The organism is Corallococcus caeni (assembly GCF_036245865.1).
GTDB lineage: Bacteria > Myxococcota > Myxococcia > Myxococcales > Myxococcaceae > Corallococcus > Corallococcus caeni.
In genome coordinates this window covers 1264541-1278897 of the sequence record NZ_BTTW01000002.1, presented here as the reverse complement: position 1 = coordinate 1278897, position 14357 = coordinate 1264541, and the positions used below count along the sequence as shown (strand labels likewise).

The 14357-nt window shown below is 71.8% G+C and carries 10 protein-coding genes; 7 read left to right on the top strand and 3 right to left on the bottom strand.

What is annotated here, in order from left to right:
- Positions 1-3 precede the first annotated feature (3 nt).
- From AABA78_RS13340 to AABA78_RS13325, 4 genes are all read left to right on the top strand, one after another.
- Complete coding sequence (locus AABA78_RS13340) at positions 4-1296, top strand: O-antigen ligase family protein (RefSeq protein WP_338263361.1); 1293 nt, start codon at positions 4-6, stop codon at positions 1294-1296.
- Position 1297: 1 nt separating this feature from the next.
- Positions 1298-2521 carry a glycosyltransferase family 4 protein gene (locus AABA78_RS13335; RefSeq protein WP_171418554.1) on the top strand — a complete coding sequence of 408 codons (1224 nt, stop codon included), beginning with the start codon at positions 1298-1300 and terminating at the stop codon, positions 2519-2521.
- Entirely contained in the window at positions 2518-3837 is a 1320-nt protein-coding gene (locus tag AABA78_RS13330; protein WP_338263360.1) for a lipopolysaccharide biosynthesis protein, read from the top strand. The genes AABA78_RS13335 and AABA78_RS13330 overlap by 4 nt, the downstream gene beginning before the upstream one ends.
- Before the next feature lie 67 nt (positions 3838-3904).
- Entirely contained in the window at positions 3905-4651 is a 747-nt protein-coding gene (locus AABA78_RS13325; RefSeq protein WP_338263359.1) for a sugar transferase, read from the top strand.
- Here the strand turns inward: AABA78_RS13325 and AABA78_RS13320 are convergent.
- Positions 4572-5723, bottom strand: coding sequence for an aminotransferase class I/II-fold pyridoxal phosphate-dependent enzyme (locus tag AABA78_RS13320; protein ID WP_338263358.1), 1152 nt, complete (start codon positions 5721-5723; stop codon positions 4572-4574). The genes AABA78_RS13325 and AABA78_RS13320 overlap by 80 nt on opposite strands.
- 121 nt (positions 5724-5844) lie before the next feature.
- Positions 5845-7209, bottom strand: a complete 1365-nt coding sequence (locus tag AABA78_RS13315) for a RodZ family helix-turn-helix domain-containing protein (protein ID WP_338263357.1) — start codon at positions 7207-7209, stop codon at positions 5845-5847.
- Between the two features lie 349 nt (positions 7210-7558).
- Here AABA78_RS13315 and AABA78_RS13310 point away from each other — a divergent pair, with 349 nt between their 5' ends.
- Complete coding sequence (locus tag AABA78_RS13310; RefSeq protein WP_338263356.1) at positions 7559-8371, top strand: GNAT family N-acetyltransferase; 813 nt, start codon at positions 7559-7561, stop codon at positions 8369-8371.
- A 73-nt stretch (positions 8372-8444) separates the two neighbouring features.
- On the opposite strand, the gene AABA78_RS13305 is transcribed toward AABA78_RS13310, so the two are convergent.
- Positions 8445-10427: a polysaccharide biosynthesis protein gene (locus AABA78_RS13305; protein WP_338263355.1), complete on the bottom strand. Its 1983-nt coding sequence runs from the start codon at positions 10425-10427 to the stop codon at positions 8445-8447.
- A gap of 389 nt (positions 10428-10816) precedes the next feature.
- On the opposite strand from AABA78_RS13305, the gene AABA78_RS13300 reads away from it, so the two are divergent.
- Together AABA78_RS13300 and AABA78_RS13295 are read left to right on the top strand one after the other, a co-directional pair.
- Positions 10817-11446 (top strand): histidine phosphatase family protein, encoded by a 630-nt coding sequence (locus tag AABA78_RS13300; RefSeq protein ID WP_338263354.1) that lies wholly within the window; start codon positions 10817-10819, stop codon positions 11444-11446.
- A gap of 121 nt (positions 11447-11567) precedes the next feature.
- Positions 11568-14240 carry a winged helix-turn-helix domain-containing protein gene (locus tag AABA78_RS13295; protein ID WP_338263353.1) on the top strand — a complete coding sequence of 891 codons (2673 nt, stop codon included), beginning with the start codon at positions 11568-11570 and terminating at the stop codon, positions 14238-14240.
- The last annotated feature ends 117 nt before the right edge of the window (positions 14241-14357 follow it).

The window sequence follows — 14357 nt, the reverse complement described above, 5'->3', positions numbered from 1 at the left end:
ACCGTGAGCTGGCTGTGCTGCACAGGACTGGGCCTCATCGCGGCGCTCTACGTGCTCGCGGGCCGCTGGGGCTTCCACCGGCTGGGCCTCGCGGTCAATGAAGAGGTGGACACGAACCTGGTCCAGGAGCTGCGGCTGTGGATCGTCCTGTGCGGGGTGCTGCTCGCCAGCGTGGGGCTGCTGCACCGCGCCCGGCGCGAAGCGCGCCCCGGCGAGGCGCGCTTCGACCCGCCACTCATCGCGGCCCTGCTGGGCTTCCTGGGCTACATGGGCGCCAGCATCGCCTGGACACCCGACCCGCTGTTCTCCCTGACCAAGGTCGCCGACCTCCTGCTGGTGGGGCTGATGTGCGTGGGCTTCGCGCTGGCCGCGCTCCGCCAGCCCGCGCCCCGGGTGCTGGACGCGTTCTGGGCCGCCGTCGTCGCGGCCACGGGGCTGCTCGCGCTCACCGCCGTCAAGCAACTGCTGGGGGGCGGCGGGAGCGCGCGGCTGGCGGTGATGGGCGGCGGGCCCAACATCCTCGCGCGGCTCATGGGGCTGCTCTCCATCGGGGCGCTCTACTTCTGGTACTGGAGGGGCCAGGCGTGGCTGTGGATTCCGGTGGCCGCCACCGGCGTCGTGCTGGCGCTGCTCACGGGCTCGCGCGGCGGCTCCGCCGCCATCGTCGCGGGCATCACCACCTGCCTCGTGGTGGGGCGCGTGCCGCTGCGCCGGCTGCTGCTGCTGCTGCTGCTGGCGACGGTGGCCATCACCGCGGTGACGATGTTCTCCCCGCTGGGGGAGGCGCTCAGCAACTCCGTGCAGGAGCGCTTCCTGCGCCTCACCCTCAACTACGAGACGGGCGCGGGCGGCGCCGGCAGCACCGAAGGCAAGGTGTACCTGTCCGGGCGGGAGATCCTCTACGCGAGGGCCCTCCAGTTGGGGAAGGACAACCCGGTCGCGGGCGCGGGGCTCGCGGCGTTCCCCGCGCTGCGCCTGGGCGTCTACCCGCACAACCTCTTCCTGGAGGTGTTCTGCGAGGGCGGCGTCGTGGGGCTGCTCCTGCTCGCGACCGTCCTCGCCACCTTCATGCGCTCGGCGTTCCTCAGACGCCGGGGCCTGGACGGCGCCACCGTGGGCGCGGCGGTGCTGGTGCTGCTGGGCGCCCAGTCCAGCGGCGACCTCTACGACAGCCGCTCCCTCTTCCTCTTGATGGTGATGGCCTCCGTGGCCGCGGTCCCCGGACGGAGGCCCGCGCACGAGGGGCCGCCCCTGCCCCACGCCCTTCCCCAACCTTCATTCACAGGAGCCGTCTGACATGCGCATCGTCTACCTGCACCAGTACTTCAACACCCCCACCATGCACGGGGGCACGCGCTCCTATGAGCTCGCGCGGCGCCTGGTCTCCATGGGCCACGAGGTCCACATGGTGACCTCCGACACCCGCACGGACGCCGGCACGGGCAAGGGCTGGCGCGAGTCCAACGAGAGCGGCATCCAGGTGCACTGGCTGCCGGTGCCCTACAACAACGCCATGAGCTACCCGGACCGCATCCGGGCCTTCAGCCACTTCGCGGTCAACTCCACGCGCCGCGCCGCGCAGCTGCCCGCGGACGTCTTCTTCGCCACCAGCACGCCGCTCACCATCGCGGTGCCCGGCATCGCCGCGTCGAAGTGGAACAAGCGGCCCATGGTCTTCGAGGTGCGCGACCTGTGGCCCGCCATCCCCATCGCGGTGGGCGCCCTCAAGAGCCGCTCCGCCATCATGGCCGCGCAGCTCCTGGAGAAGGCCGCCTACGCGGGCGCGGCGCACATCGTCGCGCTGTCGCCGGGCATGAAGGCGGGCGTGGAGGCGGCGGGCGTGCCGCCGGAGAAGATCACCATCATCCCCAACCTCTGCGACCCGGAGCGCTTCCAGGTGCCGCCGTCCGCGGGCCAGGAGTTCCGCCAGAAGTACGCGTGGCTGGGGGACAGGCCCATGGTGCTGTACGCGGGCACGCTGGGGCTGGTGAACGGCGTGGAGTACCTGGTGCGGGTGGCCGCGGAGATGCGGAAGGTGGACCCCGAGGTCCGCTTCGTCGTCATGGGCCAGGGCCGCGAGGAGGCCATGCTGCACGCGCTGGCGGAGCGGCTGGGCGTGAAGGGCGTGAACCTCTTCTTCCTGCCCAGCGTGCCCAAGGCCCAGGTGCCCGCGGTGCTGAGCGCGGCCACCATCGCCACGTCGCTCTTCACGGACGTGCCGGGCATGCAGGACAACTCCGCCAACAAGTTCTTCGACGCGCTCGCGGCGGGCCGGCCGCTGGCGCTCAACTACGGCGGCTGGCAGGCGGAGCTGATGGACCGGGAGGACTTCGGCCTGCGGCTGCCGCCCAAGGACATCCCCGCCGCGGCGGCCATGCTGGCGAAGCGGCTGCGCGACCCGCGCTGGCTCGCGGAGGCCGGGGCGCTGGCGGGGAAGCTGGGCCGGGAGCGCTACTCCGCGGACATCGCGGCGCAGCGCCTGTCGGAGGTGCTGCGGCGCGCGGCGGCGGCCCGGTCATGAAGGCGCGCTCGGTGGGGAGCAACTTCGTCTGGTCACTCTCCGCCGGGCTCGTCTACGCCCTCGCGCAGTGGGGCGTCCTGGTGGCCTTCGCGCGACTGGCCACCATGGAGGAGGTGGGCGAGTTCGCGCTCGCCCTGGCCATCACCGCCCCGGTGCTGCTGATGGCGCGCATGCAACTGCGCACGCTCCAGGCCACCGACGCGCGGGGCGCCTTCGGCTTCCAGCACTACCTGGGCCTGATGGTGCTCAACGTCGTCGCGGGCGTGGCGGTGTGCTGCGCCATCGCCACGGTGCTGGCGGACTCGCTGCACGCGGGCTGGGTCATCGCGCTGGTGGCGCTGGCCAAGGGCTTCGAGGCCGTGAGCGAGGTCTTCTACGGCGCGCTCCAGAAGGCGGAGCGGCTGGGGCTCATCGCCCGGTCCACCATCGCCAAGAGCGCGCTGTCGGCGGTGCTGGTGCCGCTGGCGCTGTGGCTCACGCACAGCCCCATCGCGGGCGCGGCGGCCATGGCGTTCGCGTGGGCCATCGTCCTCTTCGTCTTCGACGCGCGGGCGCTGCGGCGCGAGTTCCCCGGCGTGCGCCCCTGGAGCACCCTCTGGCGCACGCCGTGGCGCCAGGAGGGCGGCCAGCTCAAGGCCCTCTTCCTGCTGTGCTGGGTGCTGGGCCTCACCGCGCTGCTGGGGGCGCTCCGGCCCAACATCCCCCGCTACCTGCTGGAGGCGCACGCGGGCCAGGCGGAGCTGGGCATGTACGCCGCGCTCGCGTACTTCGCCGCGCTGGGCGGCCGGGTGGTGCACTCGCTGGGGCAGGCGGTGAGCCCCCGGCTGGGGCGCTACCACGCGGCGGGGGAGGCGCGCCGCTACGGCAGGGCGCTGGCGGGCTTCACGGCGGCCTCGGTGGGGGTGGGCCTGTGCGCCATCGCGGGTTCGGCGCTGTTCGGCCGGTGGGCGCTGACGCTCTTCTACGGGGCCGCCTACGCCAGGAACCTCACGCTGTTCGTCTGGCTGATGGCGGCGGCGGCGCTGGAGTACGTCTGCCTGAGCCTCGCGGTGGGGCTCACCGCGGCGCGCGAGCTCAAGGGCCAGGTGGTGCTGCTCGTCGTGTCCGTGGCCGTGGTGGCGCTGGGCAGCGCCTTCTGGGTGCCGCGCGTGGGGCCGGTGGGGGCCGCGTGGGCGCTGGGGCTGGGCTGGGTGGCGGAGCTTGCGTGCAGCGCCTGGCTGACCTGGCGCGTCTGGCGGCGGCTGACGGCGCCCGCGCAGGAGCAGGCGCTCACGCCCATCGCGCCGGTGGATGCGCATGAGCCGACAGTGGGATGAGTCCCGGGGGCCGTAGTGGGGGGGGCGGGGCGGCTCTAGCCTTGCACGCTCAAGGAGCGACGTCCCCATGCAAAGACAGACAGGAACCGGGTTGTTCCTCAAGCGGTGCATCGACGTGGTGGCTGCGGGGGTGGGCTTGCTATGCCTTGCCCCGGTGATGGCCGCCACGGGACTGTTCGTCCGGGTGACGATGGGCAGCCCCGTCCTCTTCCGGCAGGCGCGGCCGGGCAGGAAGGGCAAGCTGTTCACCGTCCTCAAGTTCCGCACGATGCTGGAGGCCACGGACGCGGCCGGGCAGGCGCTGCCGGACGAGGAGCGCCTCACCTGGGCCGGCCGCCTCCTGCGCTCCACCAGCCTGGATGAGCTGCCGCAGCTGTGGAACGTGCTCAAGGGCGACATGAGCCTCGTGGGGCCGCGCCCGCTGCTGGTGGAGTACCTGCCGCGCTACAGCGAGGAGCAGGCGCGCCGCCACGACGTGCTGCCCGGCGTCACCGGCTGGGCGCAAATCAATGGCCGCAACGCGCTCGGCTGGGACGAGCGCTTCCGGCTGGACGTCTGGTACGTGGACCACTGGAGTCTGGCGCTGGACGCGAAGGTGCTGGCGCTGACGGTGGTGCGCGTGCTCCAGCGCCAGGGCATCTCCTTCACGAGCGAGGCCACCCTGAACAAGTTCATGGGCAACCCGCCGCCGGAGTCCAACGTCGTGCCGCTCCGGCAGCAGGAGGCCGGCGCCGTCAGCCCGCCGTCCGCAGCCCCTGCCTCCGGGGGACGTCGCGGACCACCTCCACCACCCGCTCGAGTTCCTGGCGTGTGAGGTTGGAGCCGGACGGCAGGCACAGGCCGTGGCGGAACAGGTCTTCCGCCACGCCGCCGCGCCGCCGCTCGAAGGTCGCGAAGACGGGCTGCAGGTGCATGGGCTTCCACACCGGCCGCGCCTCGATGTTCTCCCGCTCCAGCGCGACTCTCACCGCCTCCCGGTCCGCGCCGAACGCCTCCGGGTCGATGGTGAGGGTGGTGAGCCAGCGCGTGTGCCGGCCCCACGGCGCCTCGGGCATGAACGCGATGCCCGGCAGGTCCCGGAAGGCCTCCGCGTAGAACGCGTGGTTCGCGCGGCGCGCGGCCACCCGGTCCTCCAGCACGTGCAGCTGCCCCCGGCCAATGCCGGCCAGCACGTTGCTGAGCCGGTAGTTGTAGCCAATCTCCGAGTGCTGGTAGTGCGGCGCCGCGTCGCGCGCCTGCGTGGCCAGCTTGAGCGCGTGCTGGACCAGCTCGCCGTCCGCGGACACCAGCATCCCGCCGCCGGACGTGGTGAGGATTTTATTGCCGTTGAACGAATAGATGCCCACGCGGCCCACCGTGCCGGGGGCCCGCCCCTTGTACGTGCTGCCCAGCGCCTCCGCCGCGTCCTCCACCACGGGCACGCCGTAGCGGTCGCAGGCGGCCATGATGGGATCCAGGTCCGCGCTCTGGCCATACAGGTGCACCACCACCACGGCGCGGGGCAGCCGGCCCACGCGCGCGCGCATGGACAGCTCCTCCTCCAGCAGCGCGGGGTCCATGTTCCAGGACGTGCGCTCGCTGTCGATGAAGACGGGGGACGCGCCCAGGTAGCGGATGGGGTTCACCGACGCGGAGAAGGTGAGCGTGCTCACCAGCACGTCGTCGCCAGGACCCACGCCCACCAGCTGGAGCGCCAGGTGGAGCGCGGCCGTGCCGGAGCTCAAGGCCAGCGCGTGCGGGGTCCCCACGCAGCGGGCGAACTCCTCCTGGAAGGCATCGACGTGGGGCCCCAGGGGGGCAATCCAGTTGCTCGCGAACGCGTCGTCGACGTAGCCGCGCTCGAGCGTGCCCATGTGGGGCGAGGACAGGTAGATGCGGGAGGGCATGCGAAAAGCTCCAGGCAAGACCGGGCATTCGGACCCCGGCATTGCCTGGAGCGTTCGCACACTCCCTCCTCCCGCGCGCTCGGGCGGGAGGAGGGGGTGTCTGTCCGCATTGTGGAACTTGTTACAGCGCCGAACCCGCGCCCAGCAGCTTCGCGTTCAGCGCGGCGTTGCCGTAGAACTGGGTGTTCTGGCCCACGGAGTGGGTCTCCAGGCGCTTCTGGAGGTCGGCGTTGTAGCGGCCCAGCTTCATCAGGCCGTCATTGAACCAGCCCGTGCCGCTGCCCGTGCCGTCCACGTACATGCTGTACTTCTTGGCGGACGGCCAGATGACGTTGTTCAGGGTGACGACGAACTTGCGCATGTCCGCGTCCGTCCACTCCATGCCCGCGTCGTGGGCTTCCACGAGGTAGGCCATCACGCCGTTGCCGTGCGCCACGTCCTGGCCCGGACGCTTCTTGGAGCCCCACTCGGCGGCCCAGAAGTACGCGTTGGCGTTCACCGGGCTGGTCTGCAGCTGACCGCGCAGCGACGAGGTGTTGTTGGGCATGTCACGGTTGATGTTGTTGAAGACGGTCAGGTACTGCGCCTTCTTCGTGGCGTCCGTCGTCATCTTCGACAGGTCCATGGCGATGTATGCCCAGTGCGACGCCATGTGCGTATTGACGCGATAGATGTAGCTGTTCGCGCCGCGCTTGAGCCACTTCTCGAACATGTTCCGTTCGGTGAACGCCAGCAGCTTGTCGTACTGCGTCTTGTACGTGGCGTTGCCGTAGAGCGCGGGCGTCTCACGGATGGTGCGCAGCATGCGCGTCACGTAACGCCAGCAGTAGCTCTCGAACAGGGGGACTTCCTGGCCCAGCGTGTCCGAGCGGGCGGACGCCCAGCCCAGGTAGCTGTCCTTGAACTGGCTCTTGGGCAGCGAAGAGGAGACCTTCGCGTGGTTGACCATGTTGTTCACATACAGCAGCGCCCGGTCCATGTACTGCGTCTTGCCGGTGGCGCGGTACATCGCGGTGTTGCCGTCGATGCCGTAGGACAGGTCGTAGAACTGCCAGCTGTCCAGGGAGTTGCTCTTGGGCAGGAAGCTGGAGGTGTGCTCCGAGTTCCAGCGGTTCAGGAAGAGCGTCTCCCAGCCGGCGACCGTGCGCAGGCTGACGGCGGCCTGGGCAGTCGTCCCCAGGCCCTCCTCGGCGGAGGCAGGCGCTTCCGCGACGGCGGAGGCGTCCTCTTCCGGGGTGACCGGGGCCGCCTCGGCCTCCGGCTCACCGGGGACCGCCGTGCTCTCTTCGGGGGAAGAGGGAGCGAGCGAGTCCGTATCCGGGCTGGCGACTTCGGTGCTGCCCGGGGTGTTGTCTCCGTTGTTACCGGCCGTGTTGGGATTGTCCTGCTCGGGGTTGGGGCCGCAGGCACCACCCACCAGCAGGGCAAGCGACAGCAGGGACGACAGGGCACGACCAGACGTGTTGCGACGACGAGGTTCCAACATCAGGGGGGTCCTGTGGGGTAGCTCCCGTCGACGGCCCGGTAGGCTACCCTGTTGTGGGAACGCCGGAGTGCGTTCACAGGTCGCCAGAAGCACTTTGGGGCCTCTTGAATTCCTTTGTGATTAGACAAAAATAAAATCACGACTGTCTGTGAGTGTTCAGTCCAGGGCCACATGGGCCTGTCCGCCTGAGCCGGTTGGGAGATGTATGACGAGGACAGGGCAGGCGAGCGCCATGCTGGTTCCCGATGCGGGAGCCTCGGCGCTGTCAGAGGAGTACTTCCGCTCCGGGCACCACCTACGCGCCGAGCAGGTCACCCATACGCTGGTCGTCAAAAGCGACACAGGCAGGATGTTTCACGTGCCACTCATCGTGCGAGCGATTGAGGGCACGAGCTATCGCGACGCCATTTCCCCGTATGGCTTTCCGGGCGGTGAGCTGGACGGGTTGAGCGAGGTGCCGGCACCCGCGGTGGATTGGCGGGCCACGGAGCTGGTCAGCATCTTCGTGAGGGAGCGGGTCCAGGGACCGCACTGCTTCTCGGGTGGTACGGCGCGCAACGAGGTCTTCTTCGTGGACCCGTGCCGCCCGCTCACACTGCGGGAGATGCACCGCCGGCACCTGCGGCGGAACGCCCGGCTGGGCTTCGTGAGCACCGTGCGTGCGTGCCGGGACGCGCCGCCCGAGGAGCGCGAGGGCTTCCGGGACGTGTACCGGCAGACCATGGTCCGGGACCAGGCAAGCCACCGGTACTTCTTCTCGGACGCGTACTTCGAAGAGCTGTTCGCGTCCCCGGTGGCCTGGCTCGCGACGACGCGTGCGCCGGACGGCACCGTCGCCTCCGCGGCCCTGGTCGTCCAGAGCGACGGCCTGCTGCACTACTACCTGGGTGGAACGGCGGATGCCCACCTGGCGCGCTCGCCCGCGAAGAACGTCTTCGGCGAGATGATCGCCCTGGGCACGCGGCTGGGGCTTCCCCTCCACCTGGGGGGCGGCCTCACGCCGGGGGACGGGCTGGAGGACTTCAAGCGCGGCTTCGCCAACGCCAGCGGGCGCCTCCACACGCATGAAATCATCTGCGACGCGGCCGCGTACGCCGCGCTGGCGGAGGGCCGTCCCGCGAGCAGCTTCTTTCCGGCCTACCGCGCGCCGCACACGCCATGACGAAGCCCCGGCCTCCCGCGCTCGAGGCACGGGAGGCCGGGGCCTCGTGGACGACGGACAGGCCCGCGTGGGGTCAGGCGCTGACGTTCTGCTCCGCGGTGGACGCCTTCACCGCCGGGAAGGCGGGCAGCACCTTGGCCACGGGCCCCGGCATCTTCGACGGGGTGTACGCGGGGAGGAGGTCCTGGAGGGCGCGCTTCACGTCATGGACGTCGCCGGCCCTGGCCGCGCGGTCCAGGCGCTTGAGCTGGAGCTGGAAGTCCGCGGGCGGCGCGGGGCTCCGGGCCACCTTGATGCGGTTGCGCACCTGCTGGGTGAGCTCCTCCTCCTCCGACATGAGCACCTCCTCCAGCTTCTCCCCCGGGCGCAGCCCCGTGTAGACGATGGGGATGTCCTTGTCCGGCACCAGGCCCGTCATGGTGATCATGTTCGCGGCCAGCTCCGCGATGCGGACCGGCTCGCCCATGTCCAGGATGCACAGCTCGCCGTAGCCGCCCAGGCCGGCCAGCACCACCAGGCCCACCGCCTCCGGGATGATCATGAAGTAGCGGGTGCAGTCCGGGTGCGTGACGGTGACGGGGCCGCCCGCTTGAATCTGCTGCTTGAAGAGGGGCACCACGCTGCCCGCGGACCCCAGCACGTTGCCGAAGCGCACGGCGCAGAACGTGGTGCGCGACGTCGTGGCGATGTCGCGGATGACCATCTCCGCCAGCCGCTTGGAGGCGCCCATCACCGACGAGGGCTTCACGGCCTTGTCCGTGGAGATGAGGATGAAGCGCTCCGCCCCGCAGGCGTCCGCCATGCGCGCCACGTTCTGCGTGCCGAAGACGTTGTTCTTGATGGCCTCCTCGGGCGAGTCCTCCATCAGGGGCACGTGCTTGTGCGCGGCCGCGTGGAAGACGTACTGCGGCGCGAACTCCACGCCAATGCGCATCATCCGGTCCAGGTCGCGGATGTCCGCCACCACGGAGTGCACCGGCACGTTCGGGTAGCGCGACTGCAGCTGGCGCACCAGCAGGTAGAGCTCGTTCTCGTTGATGTCCACCACCACCAGCGACGCGGGCGAGTGCCCCGCGACCTGCCGGACGATTTCACTGCCGATGGAGCCCGCGCCGCCGGTGACGAGGATGCGGCGGCCCGTCACCAGCCGGTGCACCTCCTCGTGGTCGAAGGCGATGGCGTCGCGGGGCAGCAGGTGCTCCGGGGACAGGTCGTGCAGCATGGCGGCGGTGATCTTCTGGTCCAGGTAGGCGAACGAGGCCGGGATGATCTTGAAGCTGACGCTCTGGTGCCGGCACAGGCTCAAGAGGTGCCGCGTGCGCTCCGGGGACAGCCGGGGGATGGCGATGAGCACCTGCGTCACCCGGTGCTTCCTCATCAGCTCCGGCAGCGCGTCCAGGACGCCGAGCACCGGCTTGCCGTTGAGGAAGGTGCCCTGCTTGCCCGGGTCGTCATCCACGAGGCCAATGACGTGCCACGGGCTGGTCCGGTCGCGCAGCAGGTCGCGCAGGAGCAGGTCCCCGGCGCTGCCCGCGCCCACGATGAGGGTGCGCTGGGAGCCCTGCGCCCGCGCGCGCTGCTGGTCCATGTACCACTGCCGCGCCATGCGCGGGGCGAAGCGGTGGAAGCCCAGGAGCGTGGTGGTGACGAAGAACTCCAGCGCCACCACCTGCCCCGGCAGCACCTCCGCGAAGAAGATGGTGCGCAAGAGCTCGAAGACGATGGTGGCCGCGAGGCTGGCCAGCTCCAGCCGGACGGCCTCGTGGATGCCGGAGCGGTGGAACGACCAGCGGTGCAGCCCCAGCCACACCAGCGTCACCAGGCGCACCGCCACCAGGAGCGCCATCGCGAGGGGCAGCGCCTGTCTGCACGCGGCAGGCATCCCGTCAGCGAAGTGCAGCACCGTGGCGAAGCGCAGCGAGCAGGCGATGAGGACCGCGTCCACGCCCAGCATCCGCAGCCAGCCGAAGCGGTGAGCCCTTCGCGGAGCCTCCCCCGAGGCCTCCTGGGACTCCACGTCCATGACCAGCGCATCCACCTTCTGACCGTGTTTCATCGAACGCTCCCCCTCCGGCCTGGCGTCCACGGAAAATCCGCCGTCCTCCCACCCGCGTAACCAGGAAGACACGCTCTAGCTCGGAAACTCGGACAAGGTGGACGCGCGTCCAGTGAGGCTAAAGCCGTCCAGGAGTGCTGTCCGACCCCGTGGCCAGGGAGATGCGTAGCATTGAGCAGACCTCCTGCCCCACGGGGTGGAAACACAGACATGTCCCCGGCCGTCCCGGCGCTGGAGGTCCACATCTCCAGGCCCACCAGGGCTGTGTTTCACCCATGCGACACGCTCCCTGCTGGAAGGGACGGGCCGCCCCGGGCGCGATGGTCGCGGCGGCTGACTGACACTCCACGAGCCTTGCCCCCCTGGAGTGCTCCCGCCACGCTGGCGCCATGACGACCGAATTCATCCTGCTCCGGCACGGGGAGACGGAGTGGAACGCCCAGGGGCGCCTGCAGGGGCACCTGAACAGCTCGCTGAGCCGCGAAGGGCTGCGGCAGGCGGACGCGCTCGCGGCACGCCTGGCCACCCTCCCCTTCCAGGCCCTCTACAGCAGCGACCTGGACCGCGCGGCGCAGACGGCGGCCCGCATCGCGGCCAGGACGGGCCACGACGTCCAGCAGGACGCGCGGCTGCGGGAGCGCGGGCTGGGCATCCTCGAAGGGCTGACGCGCGCGGAGGCCGGCCAGCGCCACCCGGACGTCTTCTCCGCGTACGCGGAGGGCCACGCGGACTACGTCGTGCCCGAAGGTGAGAGCGCGTCGCAGCGCCTGCGGCTGGCGCTGCACTGCCTGGAGGACCTGGGCGCGCGCCACGCGGAGGCCCGCGTCGTGGTGGTCACCCACGGGGGCGTGCTCAGCGCCCTGCTGCGCCACTGCCTGGGCATCCCGCCCGCGGCGCCGCGCGCCTTCGCCGTCCTCAACGCGGGCTGGAACCAGTTCGACCTCCACGCGGGGGGCTTGCGGTTGGTGACCTGGGGGGACGTCAGCCACCTGCGCGCGCTCAGCCTGGACGACACCTGAGCCGGCTCGCGCGCGCGGCCCGGGACAACCCCAGGAGTCCCCGAGCGCCGCGCCCGGCGGGGAGTTCCACCGGGACGGCCCTGCCGGATGGGGCCCGGGTGGCCCTACAATGGTGCGCGCCATGCGCACGCCATCCGCTCCGGGGCTGGGACCGCCCGCTGTCTTCGTGGGCCGCGCCCAGGAGGTGCGGCGGCTGGGGGACATGCTGAGGCGCGTGCACACGGGCGTCGTCTACGGGCTGCCCGGGGCGGGCAAGTCCGCGCTGGTTGCGGCGGTGGCCGCGAAGCACCGGGGCCCCGTCGTGCACCGGCGTGTGCGGCCCGGGGACACGCTGGACACGGTGGTGGACGACGTGCGCCGGCTGCTGAGTGACGCGCCCGTGGCCCAGGCCCTGTCGGACGCGTCGCGGCTGGAGGCGCTGGCCGGTGAGCTGGAGGCGCGCCGCGCCCTGTGCGTGCTGGACGACCTGCACGTGCTCGGGCCGTCGGAGCGCGCGGCGCTGGTGGAGGACCTGGGAGGGCGGCTGCGGCAGGGCACGCTGCTGGCGACCTCGCGTGAGTCCGTGCCCCGGCACGCGGCGAGCCCGGACCGGGTGGAGCTGCGGCTGGAGGGGCTTTCGGAGGAGGCCGCGCGCCAGCTGTGGCGGGAGCTGGACGCGCTCTACGGCGAGCGCGACGGCTTCGACGCGGCGTGGGGCCGCTCCCGGGGCCTGCCCTTCCTCCTGCGCCGGGCCCACGCGGGAGACACCGGCGGAGACGAACCGGTGCGCGCGGCGCTGGCGGCGCTGCCCGGGGACGAACGGCGGCTGGCCGCGATGCTCGCCCTGAGCCAGCTGCCGCTCACCGCGAGCACGCTGGAGCAGGTGCTGGCTGGCACCCTGGTTGGCGACGCGCTGCTCAAGCTCGGCGCGAAGCTGCTGGTGGAGACGGACTCGCGGGGCCGCTACGGCGTCCACGACCTCGTGCGCGAGGCGATGGTGTCCCTGCTGTCCCCGGACGAAGCGCGCGCCGCGCACGAAGCGCTGCTGGAGGCCCTGGAGAAGGAACCCCTGCCCGCCGTGGTCCGGGTGCGCGGCGTGTGCCGCCACCTCCAGGCGCTCGGCCAGCACGAGGCGCGCGCGGCCTTCATCGTCGCGCGGGCGGAGCCGCTGGTGCGCCACGGGGCCGCGGACGAGCTCCTGGGCCTGCTGGACTCGCTGCCCGCCGCGCTGCGCACGCCCCAGGTGCGGCTGGCCCACGCGCGCGCGCGGGTGCGGCTGCTCGACCTGCGCCGCGCCTACCCGGAGCTGCTGGCCCTGCGCGCCTCGCTGGAGGCCGCCGCCGGAGCACCGGCGCCGGAGTCCAACGAAGCCCTGCGCGAGGGCGTGGGCGCCGTGCTGGTGCGGGTGGCCCTCTTCGCGCTGGAGCCGGAGGCCTGCGAGCGCACGCTGGAGGCCATGCCGGTGCCCAGCAGCGCGGAGGTCTTCCTCCAGCAGCTGCTGGCCTGGACCGCGCTGCGCTTCTTCCAGGGGCGGCTGGACGAGTCCCTGGCCATGCTGGACAACGCCGCCGCCGCGACCGGGGACCGGCGCGTGCTGGGGTGGTGCGCGTATGCCCGCGCGCTGATGCTCTGGATTGAAGGCCGCGACAGCGAGCTGGCGGAGCCCCTGGCCCAGTGCGTGTCATTGCTGGAGGACGCGCCGCTCGACTCGCGAGGCCCGCTGGTGGCGGCCATGTCCGCGGGCATCCTCAGCCGGCTGGGGCGCTTCACGGAGGCCGACGCCGCGCTCGCGAGCGCCCGGGAGCGGCTGGGCCAGCTGGGCGCGCCCCGCCTGGCGCTGGAGCTGGACTGCATCGCGGCGTGGGTGCGCGGAGAGCGGGGCCAGCGCAGGGCGGCGCTCGCGGCGCTGAGGGACACGGAGGCCCGGGCGGAGAAGGCGGGCTACCTCTTCGTCCGGCTGCTCTGCCGCGTGGGCGCGGGCCGCATGCTGCTGGAGCTGGGCCGTCGCGCGGAGGGCCGGGCCCAGCTGGACGCGGTGGAGGAGGAGGTCCGCTCACGCGGCGTGGTGGGGCTGATGCGGGCCGCGCGGGTGGCGCGCACGCTGGACGTGCCGGGCCCTGAAGCGCCTCCCATCCCCGTGGAGCCCCGCGAGGTGCGCCCCGGCATCGCCGCCCGTCAGCGCGCCCTGGCCGCCCTGGCCGCCGCCCGGAGCGCGGATGCCCCGCGCGTCACGGCGCTGCTCACCGCGCTGGAGCCCCTGGGCCGCGGCGAGGACTTCGCGCTGGAGCGCACGCTGGCGCACCTGGCCCGCGCCACGCTCCACCGGCACGCCGGCCGGACGCGCGAGGCGGAGGAGGCCCTGGCGGAGGCCACGCGCACGGCCACGGAGGGGGAGCTGGACCCGGAGCTGACGGCGGAGCTGACCCGGCCCCTCGCCTCCGCGCCGGAGGCCCTACGCCCCCAGCCAGCGCCCGCGCCGGAGCAGGTGGTGCTGGACGCCCGCCGTCACGAACTGCGAGCCCCGGGGAAGACCGTCTCCCTGGAGCGCCGCGCCCTGCCGCGGAGGCTGCTCTATGCCCTGGCCCGCCAGCCGGGGCGCACCCTGGCGAAGGAGGACTGCGTGCGCGCCATGTGGAACGCGGACTACGACCCGCGCCTGCATGACAACGCGCTGCGCGTCCACGTGAGCCACGTGCGCGACATGCTGGAGGGCACCGGCGCCCGCGTCGTCTTCGAGGACCCCGGCTACCGGCTGGAAGTCCCCCCGGGCTTCAGCTTCGTCACGGAGCAGACTCCAGAAACCCCATCACAGTAGTTATCCAGTTACGATATACTTTCGGTTGGGGTGTTTACATCTAACTCTGGATTCCTCCACAATCCTCGCTCTTCATACTTTCCCATAAAGGCGAGGTTCACATGATTTCGGGTCGGA

What these genes read in the sequence shown, in the direction of transcription:
- AABA78_RS13335 (WP_171418554.1), top strand. Translation starts at nt 1,298, where the DNA reads ATGCGCATCGTCTACCTGCACCAGTACTTCAACACCCCCACCATGCAC.
- AABA78_RS13330 (WP_338263360.1), top strand. Translation starts at nt 2,518, where the DNA reads ATGAAGGCGCGCTCGGTGGGGAGCAACTTCGTCTGGTCACTCTCCGCC.
- AABA78_RS13325 (WP_338263359.1), top strand. Translation starts at nt 3,905, where the DNA reads ATGCAAAGACAGACAGGAACCGGGTTGTTCCTCAAGCGGTGCATCGAC.
- AABA78_RS13320 (WP_338263358.1), bottom strand. Translation starts at nt 5,723, where the DNA reads ATGCCCTCCCGCATCTACCTGTCCTCGCCCCACATGGGCACGCTCGAG.
- AABA78_RS13315 (WP_338263357.1), bottom strand. Translation starts at nt 7,209, where the DNA reads ATGTTGGAACCTCGTCGTCGCAACACGTCTGGTCGTGCCCTGTCGTCC.
- AABA78_RS13310 (WP_338263356.1), top strand. Translation starts at nt 7,559, where the DNA reads ATGTTTCACGTGCCACTCATCGTGCGAGCGATTGAGGGCACGAGCTAT.
- AABA78_RS13305 (WP_338263355.1), bottom strand. Translation starts at nt 10,427, where the DNA reads ATGAAACACGGTCAGAAGGTGGATGCGCTGGTCATGGACGTGGAGTCC.
- AABA78_RS13300 (WP_338263354.1), top strand. Translation starts at nt 10,817, where the DNA reads ATGACGACCGAATTCATCCTGCTCCGGCACGGGGAGACGGAGTGGAAC.
- AABA78_RS13295 (WP_338263353.1), top strand. Translation starts at nt 11,568, where the DNA reads ATGCGCACGCCATCCGCTCCGGGGCTGGGACCGCCCGCTGTCTTCGTG.